At 67.6% G+C, this 17,590-nt stretch carries 16 protein-coding genes and 2 pseudogenes; 10 read left to right on the plus strand and 8 right to left on the minus strand.

Annotated features, from left to right (window positions below):
• Positions 1 to 56: 56 nt before the first annotated feature.
• Positions 57 to 1,610: a methyl-accepting chemotaxis protein gene (locus H0X95_RS24385; protein WP_034202125.1), complete on the minus strand. Its 1,554-nt coding sequence runs from the start codon at positions 1,608 to 1,610 to the stop codon at positions 57 to 59.
• Positions 1,611 to 1,859: 249 nt separating this feature from the next.
• Between H0X95_RS24385 and panE the strand changes: the two genes are divergently transcribed.
• From panE to H0X95_RS24425, 8 genes are all read left to right on the plus strand, one after another.
• Positions 1,860 to 2,807: a 2-dehydropantoate 2-reductase gene (gene panE, locus H0X95_RS24390; protein ID WP_059722020.1), complete on the plus strand. Its 948-nt coding sequence runs from the start codon at positions 1,860 to 1,862 to the stop codon at positions 2,805 to 2,807.
• A 238-nt stretch (positions 2,808 to 3,045) separates the two neighbouring features.
• On the plus strand, positions 3,046 to 4,005 hold the full coding sequence (locus H0X95_RS24395; RefSeq protein ID WP_006485849.1) for an AraC family transcriptional regulator: 960 nt from the start codon (positions 3,046 to 3,048) through the stop codon (positions 4,003 to 4,005).
• Positions 4,006 to 4,125: 120 nt separating this feature from the next.
• Positions 4,126 to 5,067: a substrate-binding domain-containing protein gene (locus H0X95_RS24400; protein ID WP_059722022.1), complete on the plus strand. Its 942-nt coding sequence runs from the start codon at positions 4,126 to 4,128 to the stop codon at positions 5,065 to 5,067.
• On the plus strand, positions 4,986 to 6,650 hold the full coding sequence (locus tag H0X95_RS24405) for a sugar ABC transporter ATP-binding protein (protein ID WP_374762763.1): 1,665 nt from the start codon (positions 4,986 to 4,988) through the stop codon (positions 6,648 to 6,650). Before H0X95_RS24400 ends, H0X95_RS24405 begins: the two co-directional genes overlap by 82 nt.
• Positions 6,637 to 7,650, plus strand: coding sequence for an ABC transporter permease (locus tag H0X95_RS24410; RefSeq protein WP_058903298.1), 1,014 nt, complete (start codon positions 6,637 to 6,639; stop codon positions 7,648 to 7,650). Before H0X95_RS24405 ends, H0X95_RS24410 begins: the two co-directional genes overlap by 14 nt.
• Positions 7,651 to 7,696: 46 nt before the next feature.
• Complete coding sequence (locus H0X95_RS24415; RefSeq protein WP_006496169.1) at positions 7,697 to 8,785, plus strand: erythritol/L-threitol dehydrogenase; 1,089 nt, start codon at positions 7,697 to 7,699, stop codon at positions 8,783 to 8,785.
• 29 nt (positions 8,786 to 8,814) lie between these two features.
• Complete coding sequence (locus tag H0X95_RS24420; RefSeq protein ID WP_059722075.1) at positions 8,815 to 10,362, plus strand: FGGY-family carbohydrate kinase; 1,548 nt, start codon at positions 8,815 to 8,817, stop codon at positions 10,360 to 10,362.
• On the plus strand, positions 10,359 to 11,117 hold the full coding sequence (locus tag H0X95_RS24425; RefSeq protein WP_059722024.1) for an SDR family oxidoreductase: 759 nt from the start codon (positions 10,359 to 10,361) through the stop codon (positions 11,115 to 11,117). The genes H0X95_RS24420 and H0X95_RS24425 overlap by 4 nt, the downstream gene beginning before the upstream one ends.
• A gap of 37 nt (positions 11,118 to 11,154) precedes the next feature.
• Here H0X95_RS24425 and H0X95_RS24430 read toward each other — a convergent pair whose 3' ends face one another.
• The 7 genes and pseudogenes from H0X95_RS24430 to H0X95_RS24460 form a co-directional block, all read right to left on the minus strand.
• The gene (locus H0X95_RS24430) at positions 11,155 to 11,295 is read right to left on the minus strand and encodes a hypothetical protein (protein ID WP_162838543.1); all 141 of its coding nucleotides are present in this window, start codon (positions 11,293 to 11,295) and stop codon (positions 11,155 to 11,157) included.
• Between the two features lie 172 nt (positions 11,296 to 11,467).
• A complete protein-coding gene (locus H0X95_RS24435) occupies positions 11,468 to 12,052 on the minus strand; it encodes a nucleotidyltransferase family protein (RefSeq protein ID WP_006485855.1) in 585 nt (194 codons plus the stop codon).
• A 102-nt stretch (positions 12,053 to 12,154) separates the two neighbouring features.
• Entirely contained in the window at positions 12,155 to 12,517 is a 363-nt protein-coding gene (locus tag H0X95_RS24440) for a M15 family metallopeptidase (protein WP_310495847.1), read from the minus strand.
• A 104-nt stretch (positions 12,518 to 12,621) separates the two neighbouring features.
• A pseudogene (locus H0X95_RS24445) lies at positions 12,622 to 12,859 on the minus strand (type II toxin-antitoxin system Phd/YefM family antitoxin).
• A gap of 68 nt (positions 12,860 to 12,927) precedes the next feature.
• A complete protein-coding gene (locus H0X95_RS24450) occupies positions 12,928 to 13,611 on the minus strand; it encodes a Fe2+-dependent dioxygenase (RefSeq protein WP_058903293.1) in 684 nt (227 codons plus the stop codon).
• Complete coding sequence (locus H0X95_RS24455) at positions 13,608 to 14,363, minus strand: tetratricopeptide repeat protein (RefSeq protein ID WP_006485843.1); 756 nt, start codon at positions 14,361 to 14,363, stop codon at positions 13,608 to 13,610. The genes H0X95_RS24450 and H0X95_RS24455 overlap by 4 nt, the downstream gene beginning before the upstream one ends.
• A 3-nt stretch (positions 14,364 to 14,366) precedes the next feature.
• The gene (locus H0X95_RS24460; protein ID WP_058903292.1) at positions 14,367 to 16,610 is read right to left on the minus strand and encodes a TonB-dependent receptor; all 2,244 of its coding nucleotides are present in this window, start codon (positions 16,608 to 16,610) and stop codon (positions 14,367 to 14,369) included.
• Positions 16,611 to 16,906: 296 nt separating this feature from the next.
• On the opposite strand from H0X95_RS24460, the gene H0X95_RS24465 reads away from it, so the two are divergent.
• Positions 16,907 to 17,146, plus strand: coding sequence for a FitA-like ribbon-helix-helix domain-containing protein (locus H0X95_RS24465; protein ID WP_059722025.1), 240 nt, complete (start codon positions 16,907 to 16,909; stop codon positions 17,144 to 17,146).
• A pseudogene (locus H0X95_RS24470) lies at positions 17,143 to 17,556 on the plus strand (type II toxin-antitoxin system VapC family toxin); the annotation flags it as partial. The gene H0X95_RS24465 and the pseudogene H0X95_RS24470, both read left to right, overlap by 4 nt.
• Positions 17,557 to 17,590 lie beyond the last annotated feature (34 nt).

The raw sequence follows: 17,590 nt of genomic DNA on the forward strand, positions 1-17,590 counted from the left end.
CGGGGAGGCCGCGCGGCGGGCGGGCAGCGCGGCGTGAGGGGCCGGGCGGGACGCCGTCAGGCCGGCAACGCGAACCGCGTCACCGCGTCGCGCAGCGCCTCGGCCTGATCGCGCAGCGAATGCGCGGCCGCCGCGGCCTGTTCGACGAGCGCGGCGTTCTGCTGCGTGACCTGGTCCATTTCGCCCACCGCGCGGTTGACCTGCTCGATCCCGGCGCTTTGCTCGCGGGACGCGTGGCTGATTTCGTCGAGGATTTCGTTCACGCGCCGCACCGACTGCACGATCTCGGCCATCGTCTCGCCTGCATGCGTGACGAGCGTCGCGCCGTGCTGGACCGTCTCGTTCGACGATACGATCAGCGACTTGATCTCCTTGGCCGCCGTCGCCGAGCGTTGCGCGAGCGAGCGCACTTCGGCCGCGACCACCGCGAAGCCGCGGCCCTGTTCGCCCGCGCGCGCCGCTTCGACGGCCGCGTTCAGCGCGAGGATGTTGGTCTGGAACGCGATCCCGTCGATCACGCCGATGATGTCGCCGATCTTGTGCGAGCGGTCGGTGATCTCGTTCATCGTGCGCACGACGTCGTCGACCACCGCGCTGCCGCGCGTCGCGACCTGCGCGGCCTGGCCGGCGAGCGACGCGGCCTGCGCGGCGCTGTCCGCGTTCTGCTTCACGTTCGCGGTCATTTCATCCATGCTCGATGCGGTCTGCACGAGCGCGGCCGCCTGTTCCTCGGTGCGCTGCGACAGGTCCGTGTTGCCGGAGGCGATCTCGCTCGCGCCGACGTTGATGTTCTCGGTGCCCATCCGGACGCGCGACACCATGTCGATCAGCCCGCCCTGCATCGTATGCAGCGCATGCAGCAGGCTGCCGCGATCGTCGTGCTTCACCGTCACGCGCGCGGTCAGGTCGCCCTGCGCGATGCGCTGCGCGGCGTCGAGCGCCACTTCGAGCTCGCCGCCGAGGTTCGCGCGCACGCTTTTCAGCACCAGCACCATCACGGCGGTCGCGATTGCACCGAGCACGGCCGTCATCGCCAGCCAGCGGCCGACGCTCGCGAGCACCGCCGAGCGCACGTCGTTCATGTACATGCCGGTCACGAGATACCAGTCCCACGGCGCGAAGCGTTGCACGGCGCTGGTCTTGTCCTGCGGCTTGTCCGCGCCCGGCTTCGGCCACAGATATTCGACGAAACCCTTGCCGCCTTCCGCGTTGCCGGCCTTCACGATCTCGACGAACAGGTGCCGGCCGTTCGGATCGGTGAAATTCGACACGTCCTTGCCGTTGAGATCGGACTTGATCGGATGCATCACGATCACCGGCTTCGAATCGTTGATCGAGATATAGCCGTCTGCACCGTAGCGCATCGCGGCGATCGCCTCGAGCGCCTTCTGCTTCGCTTCGGCTTCCGGCAGCGCGTTCTGCTGCGACAGCTTGTAGTAGTGATCGGTCACGCTCGCGGCCTGCGCGACCAGCGACGCGAGCTGATCGCGGCGATCCGCGATCATCGAGGTACGGGTCTGCCATGCGCCCAGCCCGGCGATCACGAGCAGGCCGAGCCACAGGATGACGATCATCGAGGCGAGTTTCTGATTCAGGGAGAGAGTGCGCATGGTAGGAGGTCGGTCAGTCGTGGAAGCTCGCCGGGTCGGCGTGACGGGATAAGTCTCTTGACGGCGCGCCATGCGTGTCGCCGTAGACGGGAAATCCCTTAGAGGCGGCCATTTCCGCATGCCCGGGACGCAAGCGCGGGCATCTATGCATATGCATAACAGCGGCCGCTATACTGTCGGGCGATGGCGTGCGCGCCGCGCCCGCACGGGCGGCGGCGCGACGCCGAACCAAACCGAAGGGAGGCAACGATGCGGATTCTGGTGGTAGGGGCCGGCGCGGTCGGCGGATACTTCGGCGGCCGGCTGGCCGCGGCGGGGCGCGACGTGACGTTCCTGGTGCGCGACGGCCGCGCCGCGGCGCTCGCCCGCGATGGCTTGCTGATCCGCAGCCCGCGCGGCGACCTGACGCTCGCGAACGTGCAGACCGTGCGCGCGGGCGACGCGGGCGCCGACGTCGCGCCGTTCGACCTCGTGCTGCTGAGCTGCAAGGCGTACAGCCTCGACGACGCGATTGCGTCGTTCGCGCCGTTCGTCGGGCCGCAGACGCTGATCCTGCCGATGCTCAACGGGATGCGCCACCTCGACGTGCTGCGCGAGCGCTTCGGCGCCACGCAGGTGCTCGGCGGGTTGTGCGTGATCGCGGCGACGCTCGATCGCGAGCAGCGCATCGTGCACCTGAACGACACGCACGGCGTGTCGTTCGGCGAGCTGGCCGGCGGCGAATCGCCGCGCGTACGCGCGGTGGCCGACGTGCTCGGCGGCGCGGGCTTCGATGCCACGCTCAGCGACGACATCGCCGCGCGGATGTGGGAGAAGTGGGTGTTCCTCGCGACGCTCGCCGCGAGCACGTCGCTGTTTCGCGGGTCGATCGGCGACATTCTCGCCGCGCCGGACGGCCGCCGCCTGCTCGAGACGATGCTCGCGGAATGCAGCGCGATCGCCGAATACAACGGCCACCGGCCCGACCCGGCGGCCAGCGAGCGGATGCAGCGGATGGTGCTGACGCCGTCGCCGCTGACCGCGTCGATGCTGCGCGACGTCGAGAACCATGCGCGCGTCGAAGCCGATCACGTGATCGGCGACCTGCTCGCGCGGCGCGACCCGCAGGCGGCCGATACGCTGTCGCCGCTGCGGATCGCGTACAACCACCTGAAGACGTACGAGGTGCGCACGGCGCGCGAGCACGCGGCGGCGTAAGCCGGCGCGGGCGGCCGTCCGCGCCGTTCCGCGCTGCAACAAATTTGCCGTCCGGCACCGTTTATGGCCGGATTGCGCAAAAAAGTATCGGAAATCAGGCGTAAAGTTGGTGGAGCCGCGCGCTCGATCGACCTACATTGCTTCCCATGCGACCGGTCGCATCGCCGCGCGAGACACGCGGCGATGCGCGCACCGCCGAACAGGCCGGCCAGCGAACCATGGGAATGGAGACGCCAACATGATGCACCCCGATCTCGAAGTGGTCGAAGTGCGACGCGACGAGTCGTTCAAGGTCTGGTCGCATGGCTATCCGTATCGCACGATCCGCTGGCATTTCCATCCCGAATTCGAGCTGCACCTGATCGTCGCGACGCACGGCAAGTATTTCGTCGGCGATCACATCGGTTCGTTCGGCCCCGGCCATCTCGTGCTGCTCGGTCCGAACCTGCCGCACAACTGGGTCAGCGACATGGCCGAAGGCGAAACCGTCGAGCGCCGCAATCTCGTGATCCAGTTCGATCCGTCGTTCGTGCGCCGCTGCATGGACGCGTTCCCCGAATGCCGCGACGCGCAGGCGCTGCTCGACGATGCGCGGCGCGGGGTCGGCTTCGACGCGGCGACGAGCGCCGCGATCGCCCCGCTGTTCGATGCGTTGCTGACCGCGCGCGGGATGCGCCGCATCGCGCTGTTCATGACGATCCTCGAACGGCTGTGCGGCGCGGCCGAACGCACGTTGCTCGCGAGCCCCGCGTACGACCAGGCCGACGTCACGCCGACGCGGCTCAGTCATGCGCTGTCGTATATCGGCAAGAACCTCGCGTCCGAGCTGCGCGAATCCGATCTCGCGCAACTGACCGGGCAGAGCGTCAGCGCGTTCTCGCGCGCGTTCCATCGCCACACCGGCATGCCGTTCGTCCAGTACGTGAATCGTCTGCGGATCGAATCCGCGTGCCAGATGCTGCTCGCCGACGACGCGAGCATCACCGATATCTGCTTCCAGGCCGGCTTCAACAACGTGTCGAACTTCAACCGCCAGTTCCGCGCGGTGAAGGGGATGGCGCCGTCCGAATTCCGCGCGCTGCAGCGCCTGAACGCGCGCAGCCGCGAGCTGGCGCTGCATGCGGCGCCGACCGGCAATCCGCTGCCGCCGCGCGTGCTGACGCCCGGCGCCCCGGAGCTCGTGCCGCAGCCCGGATGATCGCCGGGCCGTTGCCCGCCTGAGTTTTCCTAACCGTTTCACCCCGCCGATCGCGCCGTTCACGTCGCGAGGGGCGCATTCACCCACGAAAAAGCTGCACACAATTCAGGAGACACCGTCATGACGCACGCATCGCCCGCTTCATCCCCCCGTCGCGCCGCCCGCCTGGCGGCCGTTGCCGCGCTCGCCGTCGCGGCCCTGTTGCCCGCCGCCGCGCATGCCGCGCCGCTGCGGATCGGCATGACGTTCCAGGAACTGAACAACCCGTATTTCGTGACGATGCAGAAGGCGCTGAACGACGCGGCCGCATCGATCGGCGCGCAGGTCGTCGTCACCGACGCGCATCACGACGTCAGCAAGCAGGTGAGCGACGTCGAGGACATGCTGCAGAAGAAGATCGACATCCTGCTCGTGAACCCGACCGATTCGACCGGCATCCAGTCGGCGATCACGCAGGCGAAGAAGGCCGGCGCGGTCGTCGTGGCGGTCGATGCGAACGCGAACGGCCCGGTCGATTCGTTCGTCGGCTCGAAGAATTACGACGCGGGCGTGATGTCGTGCGAATACCTCGCGAAGGCGATCGGCGGCAGCGGCGAGGTCGCGATCCTCGACGGCATTCCGGTCGTGCCGATTCTCGAGCGCGTGCGCGGCTGCAAGGCCGGGCTCGCGAAATTTCCGAACGTGAAGCTCGTCGACACGCAGAACGGCAAGCAGGAGCGTGCGACCGCGCTGTCGGTCACCGAGAACATGATCTCCGCGCATCCGAACCTGAAGGGCCTCTTCAGCGTGAACGACGGCGGCTCGATGGGCGCGCTCGCCGCGATCGACGGCTCCGGCAAGGACATCAAGCTGACGAGCGTCGACGGCGCGCCCGAGGCGATCGCCGCGATCCAGAAGCCGAACTCGAAGTTCATCGAGACGACCGCGCAGTTTCCGGCCGACCAGGTGCGCATCGCGCTCGGCATCGCGATTGCGCGCAAGTGGGGCGCGACGGTGCCGAAGGTGATTCCCGTCGACGTGAAGGTCGTCGATCGCGGCAACGCGAAGGGTTTCAGCTGGTGAACGACGTGCGACGCGACGCGAAGGGCGGCGGCGCGGCCGACGCCCTTCGCACGGAGAAGCCGATGGACACGATACTCAGGCTCAGCCACATCACGAAAAGCTTTCCTGGCGTGAAGGCGCTGTCCGACATCGATCTGGAGATCGCGCGCGGCGAGATCCATGCGCTGCTCGGCGAGAACGGCGCGGGCAAGTCGACGCTGATGAAGATCCTGTGCGGCATCCACCAGCCGGATGCCGGCACGATCGAGATCGACGGCGCCGCGCGCCATTTCGCGGACTATCACGACGCGGTCGCGGCCGGCGTCGGCATCGTATTCCAGGAATTCAGCCTGATTCCGCATCTCGATGCCGTCGACAACCTGTTCCTCGGCCGCGAGCTGCGCAACCGCTGGGGGGCGCGCGACCGCAAGCGGATGCGCGCGGCGGCCGCGGCCATCTTCGCGCGCCTGGGCGTGGCGATCGATCTCGACGCGCCGATCCGCACGCTGTCGGTCGCGCAGCAGCAGTTCGTCGAGATCGGCAAGGCGCTGTCGCTCGACGCGCGCATCCTGATCCTCGACGAACCGACCGCCACGCTGACGCCGGCCGAGGCCGAACACCTGTTCGCGATCATGCGCGAGCTGAAGCGGCAGGGCGTCGCGATGATCTTCATCTCGCATCACCTCGACGAGATCTTCGCGGTGTGCGACCGCATCACGGTGCTGCGTGACGGCCAGTACGTCGCGACGACCGAGGTCGCGCGCACCGACGTCGAGCAACTGGTGCGGATGATGGTCGGTCGCCGGATCGAAAGCAGCTTTCCGCCGAAGCCGGCGCTTGCGGCCGACGCGCCGGCCGTGCTCGAGGTCGACGCGCTGCAGATCGAGCGCGACGGCCCGGTGAACCGCTTCGCGCTGCGGGCCGGCGAGATCCTCGGCTTTGCCGGCCTGGTCGGCTCGGGCCGCACGGAAACCGCGCTCGCGGTGATCGGCGCGACGCGTGCGCATCGCAAGGAGTTGCGCGTGCGCGGCACGGCGGCGAAGCTCGCCGATCCGGCCGACGCGCTGCGCGCGGGCATCGGCATCCTGCCGGAAAGCCGCAAGACGGAAGGGCTCGTCACGTCGTTCTCGATTCGCGACAACATCTCGCTGAACAACCTCGGCAAGTACCGGTCGATGCGCTGGCTGATCGACCGGCGCGGCGAGGCGCGCACCACGCACGACGTGATGCGGCGCGTCGGCGTGAAGGCGCCGTCGATCCACACCGAGGTCGCGACGCTGTCCGGCGGCAACCAGCAGAAGGTCGTGATCGCGCGCTGGCTGAACCATCACACGTCGGTGCTGATCTTCGACGAGCCGACGCGCGGCATCGACGTCGGCGCGAAAGCCGAAATCTACGGGCTGATGCGCGAACTCACCGCGCGCGGCTACGCCATCATCATGATCTCGTCCGAGTTGCCGGAAATCGTCGGCATGTGCGATCGCGTCGCCGTGTTCCGGCAGGGCCGCATCGAGGCGACGCTCGCCGGCGACGAGATCGATCCCGACACGGTCATGACCTATGCCACGGCCGGCACGCGAGGAGCGACCCATGAACCTGCCTGATTCTTCTTCCACGCCTTCCACGACGCTCGCGGCCACCGCCGGAAACGGCGACGCGCCGCCGCCGCGCGCGATGTGGGCGCAGCTGCGCCGCTCGACGCTGTTCTATCCGCTCGTCGGCCTCGTCGTCGTGTGCATCGCGATGATGATCGCGAGCCCGAGCTTCCTGTCCGCCGCGAACCTCGAGAACGTGCTGCGCCAGGTGTCGATCAACGCGATCATCGCGGTCGGCATGACCTGCGTGATCCTGACGGGCGGGATCGACCTGTCGGTCGGCTCGGTGATGGCGCTGTCGGGCACGCTCGCGGCCGGGCTGATGGTCGCGGGCGTCAACGCGGTCGCCGCGCTGGCGATCGGCATCGCGGTCGGCCTCGGCTTCGGCTTCCTGAACGGCGTGTTCGTCGCGTTCGCGGGAATGCCGCCGATCATCGTCACGCTCGCGACGATGGGCATCGCGCGCGGCCTCGCGCTGATCTACACGGGCGGCTATCCGATCGACGGGCTGCCCGACTGGGTCGCGTTCTTCGGCAGCGGCAAGGTGCTCGGCATCCAGGCGCCGGTGCTGATCATGCTGGTGGTCTATGCGATCGCGTGGCTGCTGCTCGACCGGATGCCGTTCGGCCGCTACGTGTATGCGATCGGCGGCAACGAGCAGGCGACGCGGCTCACCGGCGTGCGGGTCGCGCGCGTGAAACTGATCGTCTACACGCTGGCCGGCGTCACGTCGGCGCTCGCCGCGATCGTGCTGACCGGGCGCCTGATGAGCGGGCAGCCGAACGCGGGGGTGGGCTTCGAGCTCGACGCGATCGCGGCGGTCGTGATGGGCGGCACGTCGATCTCCGGCGGGCGCGGCGCGATCCTCGGCACGCTGGTCGGCGCGCTGCTGCTCGGCGTGCTCAACAACGGGCTCAACATGATCGGCGTGAACCCGTATGTGCAGAACGTGATCAAGGGCGGAATCATCCTGCTCGCGATCTACATCAGCCGCGAACGGTCGCGGTAATGAAAAAATCATCGGTTATCCGAATCACTCAGGAAAGAGACAACTCATGACGACACCCGAAGCCCAGCCGCGCATGACCGCGGTCGTCTGCCACGGCCCCGAGGACTATCGCGTCGAACAGGTCGCGAAGCCGAATCCCGGCGCGAACGAGCTCGTGATCCGCATCGCCGCGTGCGGGATCTGCGCGAGCGACTGCAAGTGCTACACCGGCGCCAAGATGTTCTGGGGCGGCCCCAGCCCGTGGGTGAAGGCGCCGGTGATTCCCGGCCATGAATTCTTCGGCTACGTCGAAGCGCTCGGCGACGGCGCGGCCGAGCATTTCGGCGTCGCGCTGGGCGACCGCGTGATCGCCGAGCAGATCGTGCCGTGCGGCAAGTGCCGCTACTGCAAGTCGGGCCAGTACTGGATGTGCGAAGTGCACAACATCTTCGGCTTTCAGCGCGAGGTGGCCGACGGCGGGATGGCCGAGTACATGCGCATTCCGCCGACCGCGATCGTCCACAGGATTCCGCTCGGCGTATCGCTCGAGGATGCGGCGATCATCGAGCCGCTGTCGTGCGCGATCCATACGGTGAACCGCGGCGACGTGCAGCTCGACGACGTCGTCGTGATCGCGGGCGCGGGCCCGCTCGGGCTGATGATGACGCAGGTCGCGCACCTGAAGACGCCGAAGAAGCTCGTCGTGATCGACCTGATCGACGAACGGCTCGAGCTCGCGCGGCAGTATGGCGCCGACGTGACGATCAACCCGAAGCGCGACGACGCGCGCGAGATCGTCCGCGCGCTCACCGACGGCTATGGCTGCGACGTATACATCGAGACGACCGGCGCGCCGGTCGGCGTGAACCAGGGGCTCGACCTGATCCGCAAGCTCGGCCGCTTCGTCGAGTTCAGCGTGTTCGGCGAGGATGCGACCGTCGACTGGTCGATCATCGGCGACCGCAAGGAGCTCGACGTACGCGGCGCGCACCTCGGGCCATACTGCTATCCGGTCGCGATCGACCTGCTCGCGCGCGGGCTCGTCACGTCGAAAGGCATCGTCACGCACGGTTTCGCGCTCGAGGACTGGGACGACGCGATCCGCGTCGCGAAATCGCCCGAATCGATCAAGGTGCTGCTGAAGCCGGCCCGCTGACGGCCGGCGTGCGCCTCACCGGAGAGATCATGGAATACGTCATAGGCGTCGACATCGGCACGCAGAGCACCAAGGCGCTGCTGGTCGACCGGCACGGCGCGATCGTCGCGCGGCGCTCGGCCGGCTACCAGCCCGATACGCCGCGCCCGCTGTGGGCCGAGCAGTGGCCGCAGGTGTGGTTCGACGCGGTGCTCGACTGCATCGGCGGCTGCGTGAGCGACGCGCGCGCGCAGGGCGTGCCGGCCGACGCGATCCGGGCGGTGTGCGTGAGCAGCCTGTACGGCGGCTCGGGCATCCCGGTCGACAGCGACATGCGGCCGCTGCATCCGTGCCTGATCTGGATGGACCGGCGCGCGACCGCGCAAGTCGACTGGGTAGACGAACACGTGAACGTCGAGCGGCTGCGCGTGATCACCGGCAACGGCGTCGACAGCTACTACGGCTTCACCAAGATGCTGTGGCTGCGCGACCAGCGGCCGGACGTGTGGGCGAACGTGCGCTATTTCCTGCCGCCGAACGCGTATGTGATCTACCTGCTGACCGGTGAAGTCGCGGTCGATCACAGTTCGGCCGGCAATATCGGCGGCGTGTACGACGTCGCGCGCCGCGAGTGGTCCGACGACGCGCTCGACATGCTCGGCATTCCGGCGACGATGATGCCCGAGCGGCTGGTCGATTCGACGGACGTCGTCGGCGGCCTGCTGTCGCAATGGACCGCGCAACTCGGGCTGCCGGCCGGCACGCCGGTCGTCGCGGGCGGCGTCGATGCGGCGGTGGCGACCTTCGCCGCCGGCGCGACGCGCACCGGGCAGCACGTCGCGATGATCGGCACCAGCATGTGCTGGGGTTACGTGAACCGGCACGTCGATGCGCGGCACGGCCTCGTCAGCATGCCGCACGTGTTCAACGGGCAGCGCGACCTGTACGTGTTCGGCGGTGCGATCGCGGCCGGCGCATCCGTCGCGTGGTTTCGCGACCAGTTCTGCCACGCGGAAACCGACGCGGCGCGCCTGCTGCCGCACGGCGATCCGCACGTGCTGCTCGAGGAGGCGGCCGGGCGTGTGCCGGCCGGCGCCGACGGCGTGCTGTTCCTGCCGTATCTGATGGGCGAGCGCAGCCCGGTGTGGGATGCGAAGGCGAGCGGCGCGTTCGTCGGGCTGAGTCTCGCGCACACGCGTGCGCATCTCTATCGAGCGGTGCTCGAAGGCGTCGCGTTCGCGTTGCGTCACAACATCGAGGCCGGCCGCCGGGGCGCGGCGGCGCTGGACGATCGGTTGATCGTCGTCGGCGGCGCCGCGCATTCGGCGCTGTGGATGCAGATCATCGCGGACGTGACGGGTTTTCCGGTGTGGACGATCGAGCAGGACGTCGAAGCCGCGATGGGCGCCGCGCTGCTTGCGGGCGTCGGCGCAGGGCTCGTGTCGGACGATGACGCGCAGGGCGGCTGGGTCACGCTCGTCGAGCGCGCACGGCCCGATGCCGAGCGTGCGAACACGTACGACGCGCGTTTTTCGCTCTATACGGCGTTGTATCCGGCACTCAAGCCGATCATGCACAGGCTGGGCACCTCATCATGAACACACGATTCGATTTCACCGGGGCAACGGTGCTCGTCACGGGCGCGTCGAGCGGAATCGGCCGCGCCTGCGCGGTCGCGCTGGCGCAAGCGGGCGCGCGCGTCGTCGCGGCGGGGCGCGACATGGCCGCGCTCGACACGCTCGCCGGCGAGATTGCGTGCGATACGTTGCGCCTGGACGTCGGCGGTGACGAGCAATCGATCGATGCCGCACTCGCCGCGTACGAGGCGTTCGACGGCCTCGTCAATTGCGCGGGGATCGCGTCGCTCGAACCGGCGCTCGAGGTCGGCGCCGCGCAGTTCGATCGTGTGATGGCCGTCAATGCGCGCGGCGCGGCGCTCGTCGCGCGGGCCGTGGCGCGCAGGATGATCGAGCGCGACGGACGCGGCGCGGCGCACGCACGGGGCAGCATCGTCAACGTGTCGAGCCAGGCCGCGCTCGTCGGGCTGCCCGCGCATCTGAGCTATTGCGCGTCGAAGGCGGCGATGGACGCGATCACGCGCGTGCTGTGCATCGAACTCGGGCCGCACGGCATTCGTGTGAACAGCGTGAACCCCACCGTCACGCTCACGCCGATGGCGCAGTTCGCGTGGAGCGAACCGGAAAAGCGCGCGCCGATGCTGGCCGCGATTCCGCTCGGCCGGTTCGCGGAGCCGGAGGAGGTCGTCGAACCGATCCTGTTTCTGCTGAGCGATGCGGCGTCGATGATCAGCGGCGTGTCGTTGCCGATCGACGGCGGGTATACGGCGCGCTAGATCGCGTCACGGAAGTCGCGGCGCGGCCGGCGCGCGGCTAGACCGGGTCCTTGCTCGGCGGCCCGTCCGGTTGCTGCGGATTGTCGTGATGACCGGGCGGCGACGCGAACGGATCGTCTTCCGGATCGCGGTTCGGGTCGGCCGGTGGCTCGGGCGTCGGGGTCGTGTGATCGCTCATGGAGAACTCGCGCGGTGCGTGACGGCGGTGGCGCGGCGGATGCGCCTCGTCTCCGTTATAGCCAATCGGGCGCGTGTTTGCAGCGCGATTCTTGCGACCGGTGGACGATCGTCGGCGAAATTCGTCCATTGACGGTGTTCGTGCGGGATCGTGCAGAACCGCACCATCGAAGTCAGCGCAAATCCGCCGGCGTATCGACGTCGCGCAGGATGCCGGGATCGTCGACATCGAGCAGGGTCACCGGCACGCTGGCGAACAGCGCACGGGCGCCCGTGTCGCCGTCGAGGGCGGCGAGCGCATCGAAATGGTGCGCGGCGAAGCCGACCGGATGGCCGCGCACGCCGCGATGCGCGGGCGCGACGATCGACGCGTTGTCGGCTTCGAGCGCGCGGGTGACGGTTTCGTAGGTGGAAGCGGCGATCCACGGCATGTCGCCGAGCGCGACGAGCCAGCCGTTCGAATCGGGCGTGGTGCGGACGCCGGCCGCGAGGCTTGCGCCCATCCCGCGCAACGCATCGGGGGCATAGACGACCTGACAGCCGGCTTCATTCAGCAGAATCGCAAGCTTTTCGGCGCCGGGACGCACGACGGCGATCACGTCGGCGGTGGCGGCCGCGAGACGGCGCGCGGCGGCGACCGCCACCGGCGTGCCGTCGGGAAGCCGGGCGAGCAGCTTGCTGTGCAGGCCGCTCGGGTCGAAGCGTTGACCAAGGCCGCCGGCGAGCAGGACGCCGGTGGCGAGTGACGCATAGGACATCGGCGCGGGGGGAGGGAGACAGGTGCTGCGATTGTGCGGGAGCCCGCGGGGATCGGCAAGTGAGGATGTTACCGAGTCACGCGTGTCGGATCGGGAAAACCGTCATCGCGACGTTTCGTCGAGCAGGCTTTCGTCGACGGGACCGCAAATTGCGTGCGATTCGTTCTGCATGACGGCCCAATAGCGGTCGCCGTATGACCAATGCCACCATTCGGACGGGTAATGCGTGAGGCCGGCGCGGGTCAGTGCGTCGATCAGGAACTGGCGGTTTCGTGCGGCCGGGCGGCTGATGAACGGGTTATGTGTGTAGCAGGCGCCGGATGATTGGTGGTCGGTGGCATCGAGTATGCAGCCGATGTCGAGTTCGGCGGCTGCGGTCGTTTTGGTCAGACGAATCGCCGATATGCCAGAGTCTGGTGGAAGATGCGCCTCGGTTCGAGCGGCGGGGCCGGCGACGCTTGCCAGAGCGTCATGATGTGCGCGTACGCGCGGATTTTTTCGTCGCGGGTGTCAGCTGAGCGCCGAGTCGCGTACTGCCCACCACACCGATGCATGCGTATCCAGCACGATCACCGCGACGTCTCCCAATCCTCTTTCGCAATCGGATCGAGAGGATTGTCGTAGCGCATGACCGAACCGCGCAATATGTCCAACGGCTGAGCTTCGCGCGAGCGATACGGCCGAATCTCGAACGTCGGTTTGCCGTGGTCGGTGACGATCAATCCCTCGCCCGACACTTCGACGAGCCGGAAGTATTCGAGTGCGCGCCTTGAATTCGGATTTCGATACGGGAGCGTGCGGCATCATGATATGAGCAGGGTCATTTGACGAGGTCGTTTTGGACCCGTCTTTCGACGCGGCATGACCGACTCACGCTACGCATCCGCCCACTTCCTCAACAGGTTGTGATAAATCCCGGTGAGCGAAATGACCATCGGATCCTTCGCCCCTTTTTCCGCGGAAAGCGCTTGAATCTGCGTATCGAGCTGAAACAGCAGCGTGCGATCGCCGTCGTCGCGCACCATGCTCTGAATCCAGAAGAACGACGCCACGCGCTCGCCGCGCGTGACCGGCGTCACATGATGCAGGCTCGACGCCGGATACAGCACGAGGTCGCCTGCCGGCAGCTTCGCGCGATGCACGCCATACGTGTCCTCGACGCACAGCTCGCCGCCGTCGTACGCATCGGGTTCCTCGAGGAACAGCGTCGCCGACAGATCGCTGCGCACGCGGAAATCCGTGCCGCGCAGCAGCCGGATCGCGTTGTCGACGTGCGTGCCGAACGTTTCGCCGCCTTCATAACGATTGAACAGCGGCGGAAACACCTTGAGCGGCAGCGCCGCCGAAAAGAACAGCGGATGGCGCGCGAGCGCATCCTGGATCGCGTCGCCAACGGTGCGTGCGACCGGCGAGCCTTCCGGCAATTGCCGGTTGCGTTTCGCGAGCGCCGACTGCGCGCCGGACGTTGCGTTGCCGTCGACCCATTCGGCGGCATCGAGCAGTTCGCGGCATTGCGCGACTTGCGCTTGGGTCAGTACGCCGGGGATGTGAAGCATCATGATGCGGATTCCATTGCGTGCGGCGCGAGTTGCATGGCCGCCGAACGAAAAGCATCGAGCGGCGACGACACGAGATACGCGCGCATTTTCGCGATGAACGCGGGGGTCGCGGTGGCCGGCACCCGCGCGAGCCAGACGAGCGCCTCGTCGACGCGCCCGCGTTCGGCGAGCAGCCGCGCATAGTTGAACTGGCCGCGGAAGTCGCCGGCGACGGCCGCGCGGCGATAGTGGTCGAACGCGGCGTCGGTGTCGACCGCGACGACCCATCCGTCCTCGTAGAAACCGCCGATCAGGTTGATCGATTTCGCATGGCCGAGCGCGGCCGCGCGGCGGAACCAGTCGAGCGCGTCGGTGCGGTTCTCGTCGACGCCGTTGCCGAGAGCGAGTGCGGTCGCGTAGTTGTACATGCCCCAGTCGAGGCCCGCCTGCGCGGCCAGCCGGTACCAGTACACGGCGACCGGCGCGCAGGCGGCCGTGCCCCAGCCGAACTCGTAGCAGCGTCCGAGCATGTTCATCGCCATCGGGTGGCCGGCTCGCGCCGCGTGCCGGAACCAGTTGAACGCGGCGGCCGGATCGCGTGCGACGCCGTGCCCGTCGAGCAGGTATTGCCCGTAGACAGCCTGCGCATCGACGATGCCGTGCTCGGCCGCCGCCGCGACCCACGCGGCGGCGCGCTCCGGCGGCCCGGCCAGGATGTCGGCGAACTCGCGCGGCGATACCGACGCGAGCGCCTTCAGCGATACGGCCTCCATCGATCAGTAGCGCGCGTTCAGCGTGACGAACGCCGAACGGCCCGGCGCGATCGACGCATAGTGCGCCGGATACGCCTGATCGAAGTAGGTGCGGTTGAACAGGTTGTTCACGTTCAGTTGCAGGTCGAGCTTCTTGTTGATCCGGTACTGCGCCATCGCGTCGAAGCGCCAGTACGACGGTACGGCGCGCAGGTTCGCGGGATCGCCGAACACTTCCGACATGTAGAACGCGCCGCCGCCGACCGTGAATTTCGGCGTGACGTCGTAGTTCGACCACATCGTGAGGCTGTGCTTCGGCGTATTCGGGAAGCGGTTGCCGTTGTTCGCGGTGTCCTTGCCGTTGTCGCGCAGTTCGCTCTTCATGTACGTGTAGCCGCCGAACACCTGCCACTGCTTCGTGATCTGGCCGGCGAGGCCGAGCTCGAGACCCTGCACGCGTTTGTTGCCGACCATCGCGTACTGGTTGTTCGGCAGCGTCACGCGTGCGTTCGTCGTGTCGATCTGGAACAGCGCGGCCGTCAGCGACAGCTTGTCGTTCAGCACGTTCCACTTCGTGCCGAGTTCGATGCTGCGGTTCTTTTCCGGCGAAAGCTGATCGGCGTTCGGGCCGACGCCGCCGCGGCCCGGCGTGAGCGACTGCGTTTCGCTGCCTTCGCCGAGCAGCATGCCGGCAGGCGTCGACGACGTCGCATACGACGCATAGATGCTGCCGTTCTGCGCGGGCTTGAACACGAGGCCTGCCTGCCAGTTGAAGAGCGTGTCGTCGCGCGTGTACGTCTTGCCGCCATTCGCCTTGGTATCGGTGAAGCGGGTCGAGTAGTCGTCGACGCGCACGCCGGCGTTGACCTGCCAGCGCGGCGTGATCTCGATCGTGTCGAAGCCGTAGATCGACTTCGTCGTGGTGCGCGCATGCGCATAGTCGTTGTTGCGCGTGATCGAGCCGGCCCACGGATCGTTCGGGTTCGGCGACCACAGGCTCGTGCAGTTGTAGCCCGACGGCGCGCCGATGCCTTTCTGGCAGATCGTGCCCTTGTCGGTCGCGACCGTGTACGAATCGCGCTTGCCCCATTCGCGCGACAGTTCGATGCCGGTCGTGAAGCTGTGCTTGAACGGGCCCGTGCGGAATTCGCCGAACAGCTCGGTCAGGTTCGCGAGGCTGTTGATCGAGCTGTTGCGGTTGTTGTTGCGGCGCCAGACCTTGCCGTTCACCACGTTGCCCTGGCTGTCGTCCGGCTGCGTCCAGATGTAGTCCTGCGTCGATTCCGTGTAGCGCGTGGTGTTGCGCACCGTGAGGTTGGGCGTGATGTCGTGCTCGATCTTGATCGTGCTGATGTCCGACGTGGTCTTGCGGAAGTCGCGGTCGATCAGGCCGTAGAAGTTGTGGCGATCGACGGGCGCCGGATAGATCGTGTCGACGTTCGCGGGTTTGTTCGACGTCGTGTAGAAGTACGGGATGCCGCCGTCGGGCATGTCGTCCGTTTGCAGGTGGTAGTAGCTCGCGGTCACGCGCGTCGACGTGCCGAGGCCGAACGCGATCGACGGCGCGACGCCCCAGCGCTCGTTGTTGACGGCGTCGCGGCCGGCGACGTCGTTGTTGTGGCTCATCAGGTTCAGGCGGAACGCGGCGTGATCGGCGAACTGCCAGTTGCCGTCGGCGGTGAAGCGGCGATAGCGGTCGGTGCCGAGGCCCGCGCTCGCGGCGGCCGTCGTGCCGAGATGCGGGGCCTTCGTGATCAGGTTGATGCTGCCGCCGGCGCCGCCGCGGCCGCCGTACGCGCCGTCGGAACCCTTGGTGATCTCGACGCGCTCGGTGTTGAAGATCTCGCGCGTGGTGGCGCCCGTGTCGCGCATGCCGTCGACGAACATGCTGCCCTGCGTGTCGTAGCCGCGGATGAACGGACGGTCGCCGAGCGGGTTGCCGCCTTCGCCGGCGCCGAACGTGATGCCGGGCACGGTGCGCAGCGCTTCGGTCAGCGTCGCCGCGCCGCTGCTCTGGATCAGTTCCTGCGGGATCACGGTGACGGATTTCGGCGTGTCGACGAGCGGCGCGGTGAATTTCGCGGAAGCGGAAAAGTCGGCCTTGTAGCTGTGCTCGGTCTTGCCCTGGATCTCGATCGGCGCGAGATGGCCTTCGGTGCTGGCGGGCGCCGCGGGCGGCGTGCCGTCGGCGAACGCGGGGCTGGCGGCGAGCACGCTGCAGAGGGTGGTGAACTTGCCGAGCTTCAGCTCGTCGGGACGGGACTTCATGGTGCGCTTCGACCTCGCGGTGTGGCCCCGGGGCAGTGCGCTGCGGAAATGTGCATGCCGGCGGGAATTATTACGATTTGTTTTCAGGCGGCATTCTATGTAATTTCCTGTTAAATGAGAAGCGTTCTTGTTCGCGTTTGTGGGGGAATTGTTGACGAATGTGACGGGGTGGTCGCGAGGCGGCCCAGGAGGCGCAAGCATGGCCGAATGGCTGGATATGACGGACCGGCAGGTCGGATTGGATTGGTTGTGTCGCGACGCTCGCCATGACAGCAAAGTGATAGTAGGGGCGTGTCATGCCGGTGATCACCGTTCGAAATTTGCCCGATGAAGCGCGCCGCGCGCTTCGGATCCGTGCGGCCCGACACGGGCGCAGTACGGAAGCGGAGGTGCGCGACATCCTGGAGCAGGCCGTTCTGCCGGGCGGGCGGCTCGAGCTCGGAACGCTGCTCGCGGAAATCGGGCGGGAAGCGGGCGATGTCGATATCGGCGTGCCGCGCGACGAGACGCCAGCCGGTCCGATGGGCTTTGAATGATCCTTGTCGATACGAACGTCATGTCCGAACCGCTGCGGCGTGAGCCGAACGCGGCGGTGATCGAGTGGCTCGATGCGCAGAACGTCGAGACGCTGTATCTCGCGGCGATCGGTCTCGCGGAATTGCGGTTCGGCGTGGCTGCATTGCGGGAAGGGCGCAGGCGGGATTGGCTGCAGCAGAGTATCGGGCAGCGTGTGCTGTCGCTGTTTCGCGGTCGGATCCTGCCGTTCGACGACGCGGCGAGCAGGGCGTACGCGAGCTTTTGCGCGCGGACGCGTGCCGCGGGCAACGCGATCGCGGTCGCCGATGGCTACATCGCCGCGACGGCCGAGGCAAACGGCTCGATCGTGGCCACACGCGACGTCGCGCCGTTCCAGGCGTTGGGGCTGCGCATCATCGATCCATGGGCCGTCCGGTTCGCGATCGCCGGTTCTTTTGGCGTGC

It is taken from the genome of Burkholderia sp. 9779_493, assembly GCF_015712215.1.
Classification (GTDB): domain Bacteria; phylum Pseudomonadota; class Gammaproteobacteria; order Burkholderiales; family Burkholderiaceae; genus Burkholderia; species Burkholderia cenocepacia.

Excerpts from the sequence above, each read along its gene's own strand:
- H0X95_RS24385 (WP_034202125.1), bottom strand. The coding sequence starts at position 1,610 with ATGCGCACTCTCTCCCTGAATCAGAAACTCGCCTCGATGATCGTCATC.
- panE (WP_059722020.1), top strand. The coding sequence starts at position 1,860 with ATGCGGATTCTGGTGGTAGGGGCCGGCGCGGTCGGCGGATACTTCGGC.
- H0X95_RS24395 (WP_006485849.1), top strand. The coding sequence starts at position 3,046 with ATGATGCACCCCGATCTCGAAGTGGTCGAAGTGCGACGCGACGAGTCG.
- H0X95_RS24400 (WP_059722022.1), top strand. The coding sequence starts at position 4,126 with ATGACGCACGCATCGCCCGCTTCATCCCCCCGTCGCGCCGCCCGCCTG.
- H0X95_RS24410 (WP_058903298.1), top strand. The coding sequence starts at position 6,637 with ATGAACCTGCCTGATTCTTCTTCCACGCCTTCCACGACGCTCGCGGCC.
- H0X95_RS24415 (WP_006496169.1), top strand. The coding sequence starts at position 7,697 with ATGACGACACCCGAAGCCCAGCCGCGCATGACCGCGGTCGTCTGCCAC.
- H0X95_RS24420 (WP_059722075.1), top strand. The coding sequence starts at position 8,815 with ATGGAATACGTCATAGGCGTCGACATCGGCACGCAGAGCACCAAGGCG.
- H0X95_RS24425 (WP_059722024.1), top strand. The coding sequence starts at position 10,359 with ATGAACACACGATTCGATTTCACCGGGGCAACGGTGCTCGTCACGGGC.
- H0X95_RS24430 (WP_162838543.1), bottom strand. The coding sequence starts at position 11,295 with ATGAGCGATCACACGACCCCGACGCCCGAGCCACCGGCCGACCCGAAC.
- H0X95_RS24435 (WP_006485855.1), bottom strand. The coding sequence starts at position 12,052 with ATGTCCTATGCGTCACTCGCCACCGGCGTCCTGCTCGCCGGCGGCCTT.
- H0X95_RS24450 (WP_058903293.1), bottom strand. The coding sequence starts at position 13,611 with ATGATGCTTCACATCCCCGGCGTACTGACCCAAGCGCAAGTCGCGCAA.
- H0X95_RS24455 (WP_006485843.1), bottom strand. The coding sequence starts at position 14,363 with ATGGAGGCCGTATCGCTGAAGGCGCTCGCGTCGGTATCGCCGCGCGAG.
- H0X95_RS24460 (WP_058903292.1), bottom strand. The coding sequence starts at position 16,610 with ATGAAGTCCCGTCCCGACGAGCTGAAGCTCGGCAAGTTCACCACCCTC.
- H0X95_RS24465 (WP_059722025.1), top strand. The coding sequence starts at position 16,907 with ATGCCGGTGATCACCGTTCGAAATTTGCCCGATGAAGCGCGCCGCGCG.